Here is a 16,317-nt window from a genome sequence, read left to right on the forward strand (position 1 = left end):
AAAAAGGAAGCTAATTAGCTTCCTTTTTTATTGGTTCCATCATGACAAGGCGATAGTAAGAACATGCTAATAAAATTGAGCCAAGCGTCGCTAAATAAATTAATTTTGGGATAACAATCGAGATAGGTACGCCCATTTGATTCAGTTGTACAAACATTTGAACTCCATGCGTTGAGGGGAGAATCCATGCGAACCATTGCATCCATTCAGGCATAGCTGCATGAGCCCATGCTGTACCAGTCAATAAAAATAAAGGCACTGAGGTCACAACAATTAGATGCCCAACTCGTTCAGGCATATCAACCAGCGAACCTACCAACATGGCTAAGCCAATAATACAGCTTACATAAATTGGAACAGCAAGCAACATTCCCCAAAAATTGCCTCCATGAGGGTAATCATATAACCAGAAAGTGAAACCAAATAAATAAAGGCAACCCAAACAGCCGATTGTTAATATCGCTGTGAAAATAGCCCAAAATTCAGCGGGCTTTGCAATCCATCCCCTTTCTCGATAGCTTGCAATCAGCATAGCAAGCCCAAGCAAAAGCGTTTGATGTATAATCAAGCTTGAAACTGCTGGAAAAATATAACTTCCATAACCTGATAGCGTATTAAACAGTGGAATTTGATGAATAGAAATCTCAGGATGAAATTGAGTAACTTGACCAAATTTTTCTAAATATTCCTGTAAGGTATATTCAATTGAACCCGCTAAACCAAGTCCTACTTCTTTGGTACGAATAAAATAAGCAGTGCTTAAATAAAGTCCAATCCCTCCCATTTCACCACGTTTTAAGCTATTGGTCAGATTTTCAGGTAACAGTAAAATACCTTCAGCCTTTTGGTTTTTAACCAATTGTTCTGCTTCTAAAAAATTGTCTGTAACTGTAGTAATCCGAATATGTGGACTGTTTGAGGCTTGGCTAATAATTTTAGAAGTTAGGATGCTTTGTTCTTTATCTACGATAACAATTGGAATATCTTCCGCAGATTGGGCTTTATAAGCAGTCGGGTAGAAAAAACTATATAAAAAAACTGCGGCAATCAACGTCGTAAATACGGAACTATTTGCGATGATATTTTTAAAAGTTTGTAAGTAATAAGCCAAAAATGTTTTCATGAGCTAAGCTCCAAAGTATTCTTTTTTAAAAGATGAATACTTAACGCGAGATAAAGCCCCGAAAAAATAACTAGAATGCCTAAAGGTACTAAAGATACCAATATATCGCTTCCAATGACCCATTGTTCAGTCTGCAATTTCGCATAAGGTGTATAAGGAATGATCATTGACCAAAATTGGGTAAATGCAGGGGCATTATTTAAGGGAAGGGTAATGCCTGAAAAACTTGGTGATGAGCCACCATACAGTGCAATAAATCCGAAAGTTTTTGGTAAATCCTTAGTCGCGAGAACCACGGTGCTGCTAATAACAGCATAAGAAAAGTAAAGTAAGAATTGTGCGACTAGAATGAGACTCAATGACCCTGCGATAAAATAGCCTCGAATGTGCGCTAACCAAAACATCCAAGCCCATGTCCAAGCGCAAAAGATGAAGACATAAACTAATATTTTACCCAATAAACTAGTAGCAATATGTTTTGTACTGACCCATTGGTTTAGCGTATTCTTTTTAAATTCTTGCCCAATCGCAAATGCCACACAACAGCACAGTAATAGATGTAATACTGCTGGAACCATGAATGGCTCAAGGAATAATTCATAACTCATATTCGGGTTATAGAGTGTAGAAATCTTGATGTGTGGCGTTGGGATATCTAGATAGGGGATAACGTTTGAAAAATAACTATCTCCCAAGTAATCCGACATACCATTTAAAGTACTGATCAGCATGGCAGATGAAATTGTATTACCAATACTAAAAAAGGATTGATTATAGGCAATACTAATTTGCGCATCTTGTGCTCTAACCAGTCGTTGTTCAGCTCCTTCAGGAATCAATACAAAACCCCAAGCATCTGTTTTATTAATCAGTTGTTCAGCTTCATCTTGACTAGTGGTAATAGTTTTTATGTTTAAAGTATGATTAATGCTGAGTGCATGAATCACTTTGCGGCTCATTTCGCTTTGATCTTGGTCGATCACCACTATGGGCAAATGTTCAGCTTTTCCCGATGAAAACATACTTCCAAAGAGAAGAATCACAAGTAATGGTGCAATGATTGCCATAAAAAAATCGGCTTTATGGCGTTTTAAATAACGCCATTCTCGCAGCATCACTGCAAACATGAGTTATTTAGCCTCTTCAATTTTAAATAAAACACTCATGCCGACTTTTAAATCCGAAATCGACTGTTCAGGAGTTAAGTGAAATTTAAAACTTCGAATATCATAGCCACCTGTTTGGCGTGTACTTTTAATCGTTGCAAAATCACCCTCAGCATCAATTTTTTTGATTTTGAACTGTGCTTTTTGATTGAGCGCAGGAATGAAACCTTCGAGGGTCTTAGTTTTATAAACGGAGTCATAAAGATCTTCACGGATATTTAAACTTACCCATAAATCACGATCCTCAATAATACTGGCGACAGGTACACCTGTAGCAACAAGCTCAGTGGGTTTACCGTAGGTTTTCGATACAGTGCCATCAGTAGGCGAATAGAGTTTTGTTTCAGCCGTGAGCGCATCGGCTTCTTTAACAGCCGCTTGAGCAATTGCAACTTGAGCATCGGCAGTCGATTTTTGTTGTTCTGTACTACCACGTTTAGCTCGTGCGTATTGTTGATAAGCTGCTTCCGATGTTTCACTGGCAGAGGTTTGTGCAGCGAGCATTTCATCTCGACGTTGACGAGAAATGACACCTTGTTGATAGAGATTTTCTCCACGTTTATACGTTGTCGCTGCTAAATCAGCTTGAGTTTTCATTGCTTGCCAATTGGCATATAAGGTCTCAATGTTTTCTTGTTGAGAACCTCGGTAAACAGTGGATTGAAAGGCCATTGCACTTTGTAACGCAGCTTGAGCTTGTTCTTTTTTGGCTTCTAGCTCTGGACTAATAAAGCGAACAAGCGCTTGCCCTTTCTTTACAGGTTGCCCATCGGTTACATAAAACTCTTCGATTCGGCTAGGGACTTTAGTACTGATATGTACTGTTTCAGCTTCAACACGACCCTGTAATTCGATTGTTTTTGGTGAATAAGCTTTCCATAAGCCATAGGCAATTAAACCTAAAACTAAAATAATGATGACAAATATAATAAGCTTAATCTTTCCACGATTTGGTGGTTGCTTTTGTTGCTTTTGTTGCTGAGACATTGCAGCGTTTGATTCTGTCTCTTCCGCTTTATCTGAACTCATCGCTTGTTCTGATTGATTATCTGTCTCTTGATTTTCAACAGTTTGATCTTTATCACGTTCTGAATTGGATGATGATTGATTCTGGCTCATAATTTTCTCCAATTAGCGGATATAGTCAGTACGTGGTTGATTGACATACAGCTTAAATTCATCAACAGAACCATAGCTTTGTAGTAAGGTTGCTAAAGACAAAATATATTTATAAGCATTGAGTGCCATTTCAGATTGAAGTGCATTTAATGCATTTTGTGCATCAATCACTTGAGTCGCGGTGCCCATACCTTCTTTGAATGAAAGCTGTTGAATACGCAAATTTTCTTGAGCTGCTTTCGTATTTTGGGTAAGTAATTGATGGCTGGTTTGCGCAGAATTTAATTCACTGAAGGATTTATACAAAACATTTTCAACTTCTTGTTTAGTTCGCTCAGTCATTAACTCTGCTGCATATTTTTTTAATTCTGCTGCCCGAATATTTTTATTATTATCAATACCTGAAAATAGATTGTATTTTGCCATCACACCGACAATCCAATTCTCTTTACTGTCCAATCCATATTCACCAAAAGCAAAAACACTTGGTTTTTTAGCAGCTTGCTGAACTTTGATATTTTCATTGGCGAGTTGAGTATCCATTTGCAGCTTTTTAATCAAACTGGAGTTTTGATCATAATTGGCGAGAAGCTTATCTAGTGAATGATTTTGTGTTGTATTCACAAAAAGTGGAGTCGTAAGATTTAAACCTTGTTTGGTTTTTAGAAGATTTTGCAAACTAAATTGACTGGCTTGAAGATTAGATTGAGCATTTTGATAAGTACGTTCAGCATTATTACGGGCAACTTCAAATTGCATGCGCTGCCCCTTGTTTATAAATCCTTGTTTTTCTAATTTCAGTGCGTTGTTATAGTGTTCTTGCATTGCATTTAAATTGAAGCGTGTTGTATTCACCAACTGCTGTTGTAATTGCACATTAAAATATGACTGAATCATTTCTAAACGTTGGCTATCTTGCTGTTGCTTTTCACTGATATTGGATCTTTGAGCTTGGATTGACGCTATTTGCTTGGCACTATTAATTTTTCCGCCCACATATAAAGGCATTACCATAGAAATTGATGTTCTTACGTCATGATCTTCAATCGTGACATCTAAGTTATTTGGAACTTTGTTTAGACCATCACTGACAACTTGATCGAATCCTTGACTGACTTGATCGATCACTTCTGGTGGTAAAATATTTTCCCATTGAGATAACTTATCATCAAAACCACGCGTTAGTGAGTTCTCGAGTCTGCGTTTACTTGATTCTAAAGGAACACTGGTTTCACTATGAAATGAATAAGCACGCGCATTAAGATCAATTCGAGGTAAACCGAGATTTTTAACGGCTTCCATTTCGAGCTGAGACGCTTGTTGAAGTGCTTGCTGAGCTTGAGTTGCATAAGCATTTTCTACAACATATTGCTCAGCCTCGCTATAGCTCAATGGTTGGGCGTATAGATAAGTTGAAAATAAAGCACAACTGATTAAGCCTATACTTAAGCTTAATTCTTTAGGAAACCGTTTGACCTTATGGAAAGATCGATCATGTCGATTCAACATTCGATTATGTCGCAATTTAATAATACCTGCGCTAGTCTAAATTCTTTTTTTAAAATTTAAATATTATGTTTTTAATTAAATAGTTATATCACTCCTATTGGTGTTGTGAATTTGTAAAAAGTAGAGTTTTTAATCTAATTAAATTGCATTAAACTGAGGGTTTTTAACTTAAATCATTATCGTTTCAAAAGCATTGTTAAAATAAATAATTGAGAAAAGCTTATTGAAAAATTTATCATCTTTTTTCATTCTAATTGAAATATTTACTTGATTAGCTGCTGCAAGCTTCGCCAATCTATGATTAAATTCCCATCTCAATTTGTTTCACTTTCACAAGGGAAAACTCATGCGTGCTTATAATTTCTGCGCTGGTCCTGCTGCATTACCTACTGCCGTTTTAGAAAGAGCTCAACAAGAAATGTTGGATTGGCAAGGTAAAGGTCTGTCGATCATGGAAATGAGTCATCGTAGTGATGACTATGTTGCTGTAGCAGAAAAAGCTGAAGCTGATTTACGTAAGCTCATGAATATTCCTGAAAACTATAAAGTACTCTTCTTACAAGGTGGTGCTTCTCTACAATTTTCAGCAATTCCATTAAATTTATTAGGTAAGAATGCTAAAGCTGACTATATTCATACTGGGATTTGGTCTGAAAAAGCATTAAAAGAAGCAAAGCGTTATGGCGATATTAATATCGTGGAAGCAGGCACTTTAATTGATGGTAAGCATGCAATCACAGAGCAAAATACATGGAATCTTTCAAATGATGCTGCATATGTACATTATGCAGATAATGAAACGATTGGTGGTTTGCAATTTGCATCTATTCCAGAAGTGGATGCACCGCTAGTTTGTGACTATTCATCAAGTATTATGTCTGCACCGTTAGATGTAAGTAAATTTGGCTTAATCTATGCTGGGGCACAAAAAAATATTGGTCCTGCTGGTTTAACGATTGTCATAATTCGTGATGATTTACTTGATCAGGCAAAACCAGAAATCCCAAGTATCCTTAAATATGCTGATCAAGCTAAAAATGGTTCAATGGTGAATACTCCTGCTACTTATGCATGGTATTTATCTGGTTTGGTTTTTGAATGGTTACTTGAGCAGGGTGGGGTAGATGCAATCTATAAAGTAAACCAAGAGAAAGCAAAATTACTTTACGGTTATATCGATGCAAGTAGTTTTTATAATAACCCGATCGCTGTTCCAAACCGTTCAATGATGAATGTACCGTTTACATTAGCGGATGAAGCACTGGAAAAGACATTCCTAAAAGAAGCAGAGCAAAATCATTTGCTTAATTTGGCGGGGCATCGTTCTGTAGGTGGTATGCGTGCAAGTATTTACAATGCTGTGCCTTTAGAAGGCGTACAAGCACTTGTAAACTTTATGGATGATTTTGCTAAACGTCATGGTTGATTCATGATTTTTGTATAAAATAAAAGCCCTCATTGATTGAGGGCTTTTTCATAATTGGAATATGGTCGAAAATTAGAATAAGCCAATTTGATGAAATATAAGTGCTGCTAAAAACATACCAAGTAAAAAAAAGCAAAAAGCACCAACATCAAGTTTAAGACCTTGATCACTTGTGTGAATAAGACTAGTGGTCGTCTGTTCTGGTATAATTTTCATTAGAACGCCTAAAAATGCCATTTATGTGATTTTTTGTCACTTAATTGCAGTTTTAGCATAAATATTGGTCTGAATCCATAGGTTACCGCGAATATATTCGCCAATGATAAAGTTTTTATACAAATCATTTTTAGTTGCAATACGAATTAAGATTGCTGGTAAATCATCTTCTAAAACTAAAGTGACGTCATAAAGCGTATATTCAACATCCATAAACTGCATCGTTGTTTTACCTACGATATTACCTTGAAACCAAGCTTCATCTTCTTGACCTAATGTTTCACCGAATAAATAGGCGACCATTTTAGAAAAGTCTACAGTGACAGGTTCTTGATCTTCAGGTGTTTTTGGTTGCCAGTCATTTATCAATTCTTGTAAATTTTCTGGAGCAACGCCATTATGTTCAGTCAAAATGGCATTTAAAGCACGATGATGTTTTATTGAAGCTGGATCATCAACAATGATTTTCTCATCTTTTGCGACAGTTTCTAATTCATATGCCCAAGCATTAAATTGAACTTGATAGGTCTGATCCTTATCATATTGACAACTATTTACACTGAATAAATTATCGAATGCATAAATAACCGTATTGGTATTTAAATTTAAACGCAATACAGCCTGCGTTTCAGAATCACAGGTAATAATACGGTCAATTTTCGCATCATATTTATATGGGCTTTCAAAACTTGGAAATGCTGTTTTTAATGCGCGGGGCTTTTGATCTTCGACTGCAATAATTTGGTTAATTGAGGCTGCTTGACCACTTGGTCCTTGTATTAACCAAAATGATTGATCCATCTCATGTTCATCTTCACACAGACCCATCGGCATGACAGGAGAATCAAGTGCTAATCCCAACCATTTAGGAACATCAGTTTCAGGCGTATCAGTTAGTATATTCCAATGCTCGACATGGTTACCGAAGTTTTGATCTTGAATTCTAATGATTTCTGGACTGTTTTGATTTTTCATAAAGCATGATGCTAAAAAGATTGAACTTATTCTATTAAATCGAGGGTAAGCTGCGTTTTTCAAGTCCTGATATGTAAAACTCTAAAATTAATTTAATCTTGAAAATTATTTAGTCTCATCGATAGCTCAACGAGATGATCAAAAACATCATTTTAACTCTACTTTTATCTTAATCTGCTACACTGTATTTTTTTCCTCAAGAGCTTTCGCCAACGTGCTGCCATTTAAATTATGGGTAGATGCTGATGCTTTACCTAAAATTTTACGAGAAGTGATTTTACGTGCCTCTGATCGTTATCAATTAGAAGTTACTTTTGTCGCGAATCAAAATGTTGGTATTACGCCATCTTTGCGTATTAATTCTATTCAGGTCATGAGTGGCGCTGATCAAGCCGATAAAGAAATTGTTGATCGTATGCAAGAAAATGACATTGTCATTACGCAGGATATTCCTCTTGCTGCCCAAGTCATTGAAAAGGGTGGAATTGCAATTCATCCTCGTGGTGAGGTTTATACCACTGCAAATGTAAAAGCACGTCTTCATTTACGTGACTTTATGGATACTTTGCGTGGAGCCGGTGTACAAACAGGTGGGCCACCGCCGATCTCAGAGCGAGATAAGCGAGAGTTTTCTAGTTCTTTAGATCAAACGATTTTCAAACAAAAACGAAAAACAAGTTCTTGAGCTGTTAATGCCATCACGTCTTAATTTAATGTTCACTTATGGACTATTGATATTTATTTGGGCAACGACACCATTAGCAATTGTATGGAGCGTTTCTGATATCTATTCAATGTGGGCATTAGTTTTGCGTTTTTTTATCGCTTTACCTTTGGCGATAGCAGTTTTACTAATTTTAAAAATTCAATTTCCAATCAATAAAATAGCAGTACTTAGTTATATCGCTGGCTCTCTGAGTTTAATCGGATCACAAATTTTTACTTATGCTGCCACTGCATATTTAAGTTCAGGTTTGATCGCTTTAATGTTTGGTTTAGCGCCAATTATGGCAGGGCTGATTGGCAGATTTGGCTTTCAGCAAAAATTAGCGGCTTTACAGTGGCTTGGAATGGGCACTTCAATTATTGGATTAGCAATGATTTGCTTAAGTGGCAATCAAAAACATGTCCAACCAATGGGCATTATTATGATGCTTATTAGTGTTTTTGCTTATTCATTGTCAATTTTTTTAGTAAAGAAAATTAATGCGGTTGTACAACCTATCGCACAAGCGACAGGTTCAATTTTAGTTTCCACATTACTGGCTTTAATGCTGTTACCTTTTATTTGGCAATATGCTCCAACTCAATTTCCATCGCTTAAGTCATTATTGGCATTGATCTATACCGTGGTAATGGCTTCTTTGATTGCGATGTTTTGTTATTTTAAATTGGTACAAAATTTAAAAGCGACAACGCTATCCCTCACTACCGTCATGACACCTATGTTGGCGATATTGATTGGAGCTTATCTCAACCATGAGCAGCTATCTGCTCAGGTATTTGTTGGTGCGAGCATTATTTTGTTTGGATTATTTCTTTATTTTTATAAAGATTTACAAACCTATCGTCGTTTAAAAATATAAGTAATTGAAGCTTTAGAATTGATGATGATCCGTTTGTTGAGTTTCTTGGATACTTTCAGCTAATTTTGCGCGATCTTGTGGATTCAAAGTAATGAAATAAGCACCAATTCGGAATTTACCTTGTTCTTCAGCCGTACTGTAAGCCACTTGTGCAGTTGCAGCGATATGAAACGAGTTTTCTGGATGGCTTAAAGTAATGTGTATATAAGTACCTTCATTGAGATCTTGCGTACTAAAAAAACTTAAACCATTTTCCGAAAAGTTAACTTGCTCAGGTACAGGCAACATCGATTGAACAATATTGTCATAGAAAGAACCCGTAATTAGATTCAGTTTTTGATTAAATAGGGATAAGATTCGAGCAATTTGTTGATCTTTTTCATTTAATTGTTCTAATTCGTAGCGAAACGCATGATCAAATTGATCTAATTCATCAAGTAGTAGAAAATAGCGTGGCAATACAAAATGAGAATCATAGGGATCATTCAGTGCAACATCGTCTGGAATGACTTGATAGTTGATTCTTAACACAGCATCGATACGAGACATCACTCGACGTTCCGTATTGTCGTCAACAAGATGATGTTGTGAATTTTCCATAATAAATCACCTCGGACTAGATGGTATGTTTAAGCCAGTTTCGCTGTATATAGGGTTGAGATACACTCGTGCTCGGCGAAGTAATCATTTTATTTCTTTTATTGCCTTGGTTTCCATGATTGGTTTAACCCTTGGCGTTGCTGTGCTCATTACAGTGTTATCTGTCATGAATGGTTTTGACCGCGAATTAAAAAATCGCGTTCTGGGCATGGTTCCACAAGCCACTGTTTCTTCTACCCAAATTCTAACAGATTGGCCTGAGCTTGTAAAAAAAGTTGAGAGTCATCCTCATGTAACTGGTGTTGCTCCTTTTACCCAATTACAGGGTATGCTCACTGCACATGGTCAGGTTGCTGGGATTATGGTGACAGGGATTGAACCAGAATATGAAAAAAAGGTTTCAATCATTCAAAATCATATGGTTACAGGTGATTTAAATGCCTTAAAGAAGGGTGAGTTTGGTATTGTCCTTGGTAAGGATATGACCGACGCACTTGGTTTGGGTCTAAATGATAATGTCACTTTAGTTTTACCTGAAGCAACACCTTCACCTGCAGGTGTGGTTCCGCGTTTTAAACGCTTTAAAATTGTTGGTATTTTTAGTGTGGGTGCAGAAGTGGATTCAATGGTGGGTTATATCGCTTTGAATGATGCTTCAACCTTATTGCGTTTACCTGATGGTGCTCAGGGTGTTCGTTTAAAACTAGATGATATTTTTGCTGCGCCTAAAGTTGCTGATGATATTGTGAGTCAATTACCAAGTAATTTCTATGCATCAAATTGGACTTATACTCATGGGAATTTGTTCAATGCGATTCAAATGGAAAAGACTTTAGTCGCTTTATTGTTGGTTCTGATTATTGTCGTTGCAGCATTTAATATTGTTTCGTCATTGGTTATGGTTGTAACAGACAAAAAATCTGATATTGCTATTTTACGTACGCTTGGCGCTTCTCCATCCATGATCACTAAGATATTCATGGTCCAAGGTACAGTGATCGGTGTGATTGGAACAATTGCTGGTACGATTTTAGGTGTGACTTTAGCTTTAACTATTAGTGATATTATTTCTTGGTTTAATACCGCTTTGGGTTTAAACCTCTTTGATGCTTATTTCGTTCACTATCTTCCTTCTTATCTCAGATGGCAAGATGTGGCGATTATTGTGACTGTATCACTGTTAATGAGCTTTTTTGCAACGATTTATCCTGCTTTACGTGCAGCGAAAGTTCAACCTGCTGAGGCATTACGTTATGAGTAAGGTTGTTTTAGAAGCAAAAGATATTTATAAGCATTTTGATGATGGCAAAAGTAAAGTTGAAGTCATTAAAGGACTCTCTCTGCAAGTGAATGCTGGTGAATTTGTCTCGATTGTTGGTTCAAGTGGCTCAGGTAAAAGTACGCTTTTACATGCTTTAGGTGGCTTAGAACAACCTTCACAAGGGCAGGTTTTTTTACAAGGGCAGCGTTTTGATAATTTAGGCGAGGCTGAGCGGGGCTATAAACGTAATCAATATTTAGGTTTTGTTTATCAGTTTCATCATCTTTTACCTGAGTTTTCTGCTTTTGAAAATGTTGCTATGCCATTAATGCTACGCAGTGACAGCAATTTTAAAGATGCAAAAAAGCAAGCCGAATATTTACTTGATCGCGTTGGATTGTCTCACCGAATGGATCATAAACCTGGTGAATTATCGGGTGGTGAACGGCAACGTGTTGCTTTAGCTCGTGCATTGGTCACAAAGCCAGCAGTTGTACTTGCCGATGAGCCAACGGGTAATCTTGATCGTAAAACAGCATTAAGTATTTTTGAATTACTCACAGATTTGAAAAAAGAGCTGAATATGGCGATGCTGATCGTGACGCATGATGAGCAATTAGCACAATCAGCTGATTCAATTTTACATATGCAAGATGGTTTATGGATTGATCATAAATAATTTTTTGTTTAATCCCTTGTTAAAGCCCTGAAAAAGGGCTTTAATTTTGCCCTTAGAAAAATCAAAAACTTCATTATAAGTACATGTTAAAAATTATTTTGTTGGGCTGGATTGCAGGAATTGCAATGATTGGGCACCACCTCAGTTTTATATCTACATCATGGTGGATATGGCTAAGTATCGCGATGATTATCTTTGGTATGGGTTGTATTAAACGCAATCTGTATTTTGATCACCCTCTTTATAAATGTCTAATTTTAATCAGTGCCAGTTGGGCGCTATTTTGTACTGGATATCATTTTGCTGATTCAAGATTAGAACAAAGACTTGAACTGAGAGAGTTAGAAACACAGCCATTTGAAGCAATTGTTTATATAAAGAAGATAGATGAGCCAACCCTAGAAGGGCATAAGCAAATTGCTGAAATACTCAATCGACATGCTCAACCTGTTAATTGGATGCTTTATTTAAAAAATAATCGTCATGTATCGATTAACACGCAAACTTTGCAACTTGGACATTATTATCGAATTTATGGCAAGATCAAACCAGCGCATAGCTATGCTATTGCTGGAGCATTTGATCAGGAAAAATGGTTTTTACAGCAAAATATAATGTCTGCATTCTCTGTACAAAATATCCAAGCTCTAACATTAGATGAGATATATGGCTTAGGTTATCAACCTCATTTAAAACAACAACAAGCCATTCCAGCGAAATTTTTATTAAAGATTGAAAAAATCCGTTTAACATTTCGGCAAATGTTGGAACGATCTTCCTTGAATAATAAAGGTTTACTTTTGGCCTTACTCACGGGGGATGAAAGTCTTTTATCGAGCACTCAGAAAGATCAGTTTCAACAGTTGGGTATTTCTCATTTGTTGGCGATTTCAGGTCCACATGTTTTGATCTTTGCATTTATGTTTACTTGGTTGCTGAAAATAACGGTTCAACGTTTTTATCCAAAGCTATATTTATGGAAACCTAAACAAATTTTATTGCTCTTACCATTTGTCTTTAGCGTTTTGCTATACGTTGCCTTTGTCGGTTTTGAAATTCCTGCAATAAGGACTTTATTAACAGTTATCATCGCCAGTCTTTTTCTAATTTTTCGACAATCCCTCCAACCATTTGCGCTACTTGTGTATAGCGCGAGTTTATTACTTATTTATGATCCGTTTAGTATTCTATCCGCTGCATTTTGGTTGTCTTATGGCGCTTGTTTTATTTTATTGAGAATTTATCAGACCATAGAACAATTGCCTAATGATCAGATTTCAACTGTCTCACAACGATTTTTTTTCGCAATTAAAATATTGGTCGAATCACAGTGGAAGATATTTGTTGCCTTGATGCCGTTGGTCTTAATTTTTTTCCAACAAATTTCTTGGGTCGCGCCACTTAGTAATTTAATCTCTATTCCTTTACTAAGTGGTTTAGTTGTTCCTGTGAACATTTTTGCAGCATGTGTATGGCTCATTAGTGCTCCATTAGGACAGTTTTTCTTTCAGATCAGTGATTCATTACTTTCTTTATTAATGGTCATGCTGAACGTTTTACAGGCCATTTCACCTGATTTGTATGGTGTAAGTTGTACACCGTTAATGATGCTTTGTTTGATTATCGGCATATTGATTATTTTCATGCCAAGAGGAACCATTCCGAAAGCTTGGGCGATCATTTGTTTTTTACCGATATTGTTTGGCTTAAAAGCTCAACCTACCGTTTTAAGTATTTTAGATGTAGGTCAAGGACAAGCGGTTTTGTTACAACATCCTGAACAGGTATGGATGATTGATACAGGTGGTTCTTATGATGAGAGCAAATTTAGCTTAGGTGAGCGAGTGGTGATCCCTTTTCTTAGGCAAAAAGGAGTTCGATCTTTAGATCATGTAATTTTATCTCATCTGGATCAAGATCATAGTGGGGCTTTTAATTCGATACAAAATAAATTTGAAATTAGTAATGTACAGTCGAATGAACGAAATGACAAAATTAAGGTTAAGGATAAATTTTCATTTTGCCAGCAAGGTCAAAACTGGTCATATACGAATCTAAAGATTGAAATATTATTTCCACATCGACAAGAACTGGTTTATGCGAAAGATCAGCAGAATGAATATTCATGTGTGGTTTACATCCAGTTTCTCAATGCACAGCCTTATCAAACTTTCCTCATTATGGGTGATGCTGGATGGGAAACTGAATATAAGTTATTGCAGCAATATCCTGACTTAAAGGTTGATGTTTTAGTGCTTGGACATCATGGTAGTAAACACAGTTCTGCATATGATTTCTTAGCAGTATTAAAACCTAAAATAGCAATTGCATCAGCAGGTTATAATAATCGCTATGGTCATCCAAGTGAGGAAGTAAAAAATCGATTGCATGCTTTAAATATTCCGTTATTCAATACAGTACAAACAGGAACAATAAGTTTTAGCTTTGATAATGGAAAGGTAGAAATTCAACAACAGCGCCATGCACTCAAATGGCTAAATAAAGAATAGCCTAAGCAAACTTATTGGTTTTACTTACGTATTTCTGCAATTTTGATGAGTGCATTGTTTTCATCAATATCATAGATTTTCTTTAAAGCAGGATTGGCACTAAAGCGTTTATAGCTCCAATGATAATGTTCGGGATAGCGCTGAATCAATTTTTCTAAAGTTTGATGAATCACCAAGGTGCCATCTTCGGCACTCCCTTCATAAATACGAGGATCAATAGGTTCAATAAACATATCAAAACCATCTTGCTCATTTCTTTTTGCATATATAAGTAAAGCTTTTGCTTTGGTTTTTTGAATCAGTTTCGCACTCAAACTACTTGAGGCTAAAGGTATACCAAAGTATTCAATCATTTCACCGCCATGATCAGGTGTATGATCAGGTAGTATTGCGGTCGTTCCACCTTGTTTTAATGCTTTAAAAATTTGTCGAACACCACTTTCATCAGTTGGTACTAAATGGGCTTGTTCACGACTACGTGCATCACGTACAAATTGATCAGCATCAGGATTTTTAACAGGTTTATATAATATCGTCATTTGAGTATATTGCGATAACCATGCATTCATGACTTCCCATGTTCCAAAATGAGGAACTATCAAAACCAAACCTTTCTGCTCCGCTAATGCATAATGTAAATAATGCTCCCCAACAACAGTCTGAACGCGCTTAATATTTTTTTCATTAGCAGATCCCCAAATACTCAAAAACTCAAAATATGCAGTGAGTTCATTACGAATAGCACGGGCACTAAGCTGTTGGTATTCAGTTTCAGTGAGGTTTGGTAATGCGATCTTTATATTCAATCGAATAATTTTTGATATCTTTGACAGTGGAAGTCGAGTCACTAAACCAGCAACTAAGCCAGCAACTAAGCGACCTAACTTAATGGATTGACGGCTGATCAACTTGATCAGAGCATAATTACGGCTGTTCGCTTTTGATTGTGTCATTGATCAAAAATAAGAGAATTACAAGAATAAAGTATAATGCATAAAATAATTATAAGTTAAAACATGTTATTTAAACAGTTTTGTGTAAATCAACGTATATAATAAACTCACTTTAAAATATTGGATTGGAATCTTATGTCCGATTGGCCACCAAAACCACAAAATGAATCTACAAATAGTAATAATGTAACAGGTAAAGAATGGCAGATATTAGAAAAAGCTGTTTTAGCCTCTGTCGAAGAACAACGTCGAAGCCGCCGTTGGGGTATCTTTTTTAAATGCTTAGGTTTTGCTTATTTGCTAATAGTATTGTTAGCAATGAGTAAGGGTTGCTCTACGTCTAACGAGAAATCAACAACGAGTATAAGCAGTAATCACTTGGCTGTGGTTGATATTATCGGAACGATTGATTCTTCAAGTAGTCAATCTACGGTAAATAGCGAAGATACCAGCAAAGCATTGAAGCGTGCATTTGAGGCGAGTGGAAGTAAAGCTGTTGCTTTAAATATAAATTCTCCTGGTGGTTCTCCTGTTCAATCTGATGAAATTTGGCAAGAAATTCGTTATTTGAAAAAACAGTATCCTGAGAAGAAAGTTTACGCTGTTATTGGTGATATGGGCGCATCTGGTGCGTATTATATTGCATCTGCTGCTGATGAAATTATTGTAAACCCATCTAGCTTAGTGGGTTCAATTGGCGTAATTATGCCAAATTATGGATTAAGTGGATTGGCTCAAAAGTTAGGTGTGGAAGACCGTACACTGACTTCTGGTAATAACAAAGATATTTTGAGTATGACCAAACCCATTAATCCAGCACAGCAAGCTCATGTACAATCTGTTTTAGATAATGTACACACGCATTTTATCAATGCAGTGAAAGAGGGACGCGGTAAACGTTTAAAATCTAATGATCCTGCGGTTTTCTCTGGTTTATTCTGGACTGGTGAACAAGCAATTGCTTTAGGTGTTGCTGATCGTAGTGGAAGTTTAACCACATTAATGCGTGATCTTAAAGTTGATCAAAAAGTAGATTATACCGTTCAGCGTAATCCATTAGAGTCCATCTTGGGTCGTATGGGTGCAAAGATCGGTGAGGGAATAAGTAGTTCTCTAGCCGCTCAGCTAGAAACTCAGCAAAACGCAAAAATACAGTAGGATATAACTCTCATATCCCAATCCGAGCGTTGCTTT

14 protein-coding genes are annotated in these 16,317 nt (G+C 36.4%); 7 read left to right on the plus strand and 7 right to left on the minus strand.

What is annotated here, in order from left to right:
* Positions 1–10 precede the first annotated feature (10 nt).
* From NGC85_RS05260 to NGC85_RS05275, 4 genes are read right to left on the minus strand one after another with little or no spacing between them, the layout of a single operon-like run.
* Positions 11–1,123, minus strand: a complete 1,113-nt coding sequence (locus NGC85_RS05260; protein WP_254805080.1) for an ABC transporter permease — start codon at positions 1,121–1,123, stop codon at positions 11–13.
* The gene (locus NGC85_RS05265) at positions 1,120–2,250 is read right to left on the minus strand and encodes an ABC transporter permease (RefSeq protein ID WP_254805081.1); all 1,131 of its coding nucleotides are present in this window, start codon (positions 2,248–2,250) and stop codon (positions 1,120–1,122) included. Before NGC85_RS05265 ends, NGC85_RS05260 begins: the two co-directional genes overlap by 4 nt.
* Positions 2,251–2,253: 3 nt before the next feature.
* On the minus strand, positions 2,254–3,408 hold the full coding sequence (locus tag NGC85_RS05270) for an HlyD family secretion protein (protein WP_254805082.1): 1,155 nt from the start codon (positions 3,406–3,408) through the stop codon (positions 2,254–2,256).
* Positions 3,409–3,420: 12 nt separating this feature from the next.
* Positions 3,421–4,917 carry a TolC family protein gene (locus tag NGC85_RS05275; RefSeq protein ID WP_254805083.1) on the minus strand — a complete coding sequence of 499 codons (1,497 nt, stop codon included), beginning with the start codon at positions 4,915–4,917 and terminating at the stop codon, positions 3,421–3,423.
* Positions 4,918–5,263: 346 nt separating this feature from the next.
* Here NGC85_RS05275 and serC point away from each other — a divergent pair, with 346 nt between their 5' ends.
* A complete protein-coding gene (serC, locus tag NGC85_RS05280; RefSeq protein WP_254805084.1) occupies positions 5,264–6,343 on the plus strand; it encodes a 3-phosphoserine/phosphohydroxythreonine transaminase in 1,080 nt (359 codons plus the stop codon).
* Positions 6,344–6,595: 252 nt separating this feature from the next.
* On the opposite strand, the gene NGC85_RS05285 is transcribed toward serC, so the two are convergent.
* Positions 6,596–7,534 carry a hypothetical protein gene (locus NGC85_RS05285; protein WP_254805085.1) on the minus strand — a complete coding sequence of 313 codons (939 nt, stop codon included), beginning with the start codon at positions 7,532–7,534 and terminating at the stop codon, positions 6,596–6,598.
* A gap of 214 nt (positions 7,535–7,748) precedes the next feature.
* On the opposite strand from NGC85_RS05285, the gene NGC85_RS05290 reads away from it, so the two are divergent.
* The gene (locus NGC85_RS05290) at positions 7,749–8,219 is read left to right on the plus strand and encodes a YaiI/YqxD family protein (RefSeq protein ID WP_005055028.1); all 471 of its coding nucleotides are present in this window, start codon (positions 7,749–7,751) and stop codon (positions 8,217–8,219) included.
* A 7-nt stretch (positions 8,220–8,226) separates the two neighbouring features.
* Entirely contained in the window at positions 8,227–9,120 is an 894-nt protein-coding gene (locus NGC85_RS05295; protein WP_254805086.1) for a DMT family transporter, read from the plus strand.
* Between the two features lie 12 nt (positions 9,121–9,132).
* Here NGC85_RS05295 and NGC85_RS05300 read toward each other — a convergent pair whose 3' ends face one another.
* On the minus strand, positions 9,133–9,720 hold the full coding sequence (locus NGC85_RS05300; protein ID WP_254805087.1) for a PilZ domain-containing protein: 588 nt from the start codon (positions 9,718–9,720) through the stop codon (positions 9,133–9,135).
* 25 nt (positions 9,721–9,745) lie between these two features.
* Here NGC85_RS05300 and NGC85_RS05305 point away from each other — a divergent pair, with 25 nt between their 5' ends.
* The 3 genes from NGC85_RS05305 (at position 9,746) to NGC85_RS05315 (ending at position 14,170) form a co-directional block, all read left to right on the plus strand.
* Complete coding sequence (locus NGC85_RS05305) at positions 9,746–10,981, plus strand: lipoprotein-releasing ABC transporter permease subunit (RefSeq protein ID WP_005062758.1); 1,236 nt, start codon at positions 9,746–9,748, stop codon at positions 10,979–10,981.
* On the plus strand, positions 10,974–11,660 hold the full coding sequence (gene lolD, locus NGC85_RS05310) for a lipoprotein-releasing ABC transporter ATP-binding protein LolD (RefSeq protein ID WP_254805088.1): 687 nt from the start codon (positions 10,974–10,976) through the stop codon (positions 11,658–11,660). Before NGC85_RS05305 ends, lolD begins: the two co-directional genes overlap by 8 nt.
* 83 nt (positions 11,661–11,743) lie before the next feature.
* Positions 11,744–14,170, plus strand: a complete 2,427-nt coding sequence (locus tag NGC85_RS05315) for a DNA internalization-related competence protein ComEC/Rec2 (RefSeq protein ID WP_254805089.1) — start codon at positions 11,744–11,746, stop codon at positions 14,168–14,170.
* A 20-nt stretch (positions 14,171–14,190) separates the two neighbouring features.
* Here NGC85_RS05315 and NGC85_RS05320 read toward each other — a convergent pair whose 3' ends face one another.
* The gene (locus tag NGC85_RS05320) at positions 14,191–15,123 is read right to left on the minus strand and encodes a lysophospholipid acyltransferase family protein (protein ID WP_254805090.1); all 933 of its coding nucleotides are present in this window, start codon (positions 15,121–15,123) and stop codon (positions 14,191–14,193) included.
* Positions 15,124–15,258: 135 nt separating this feature from the next.
* Between NGC85_RS05320 and sppA the strand changes: the two genes are divergently transcribed.
* Positions 15,259–16,281: a signal peptide peptidase SppA gene (gene sppA, locus NGC85_RS05325; RefSeq protein ID WP_169109587.1), complete on the plus strand. Its 1,023-nt coding sequence runs from the start codon at positions 15,259–15,261 to the stop codon at positions 16,279–16,281.
* Positions 16,282–16,317 lie beyond the last annotated feature (36 nt).

Origin of the sequence: Acinetobacter sp. Z1 (assembly GCF_024296945.1) — a bacterium.
GTDB lineage: Bacteria > Pseudomonadota > Gammaproteobacteria > Pseudomonadales > Moraxellaceae > Acinetobacter > Acinetobacter beijerinckii.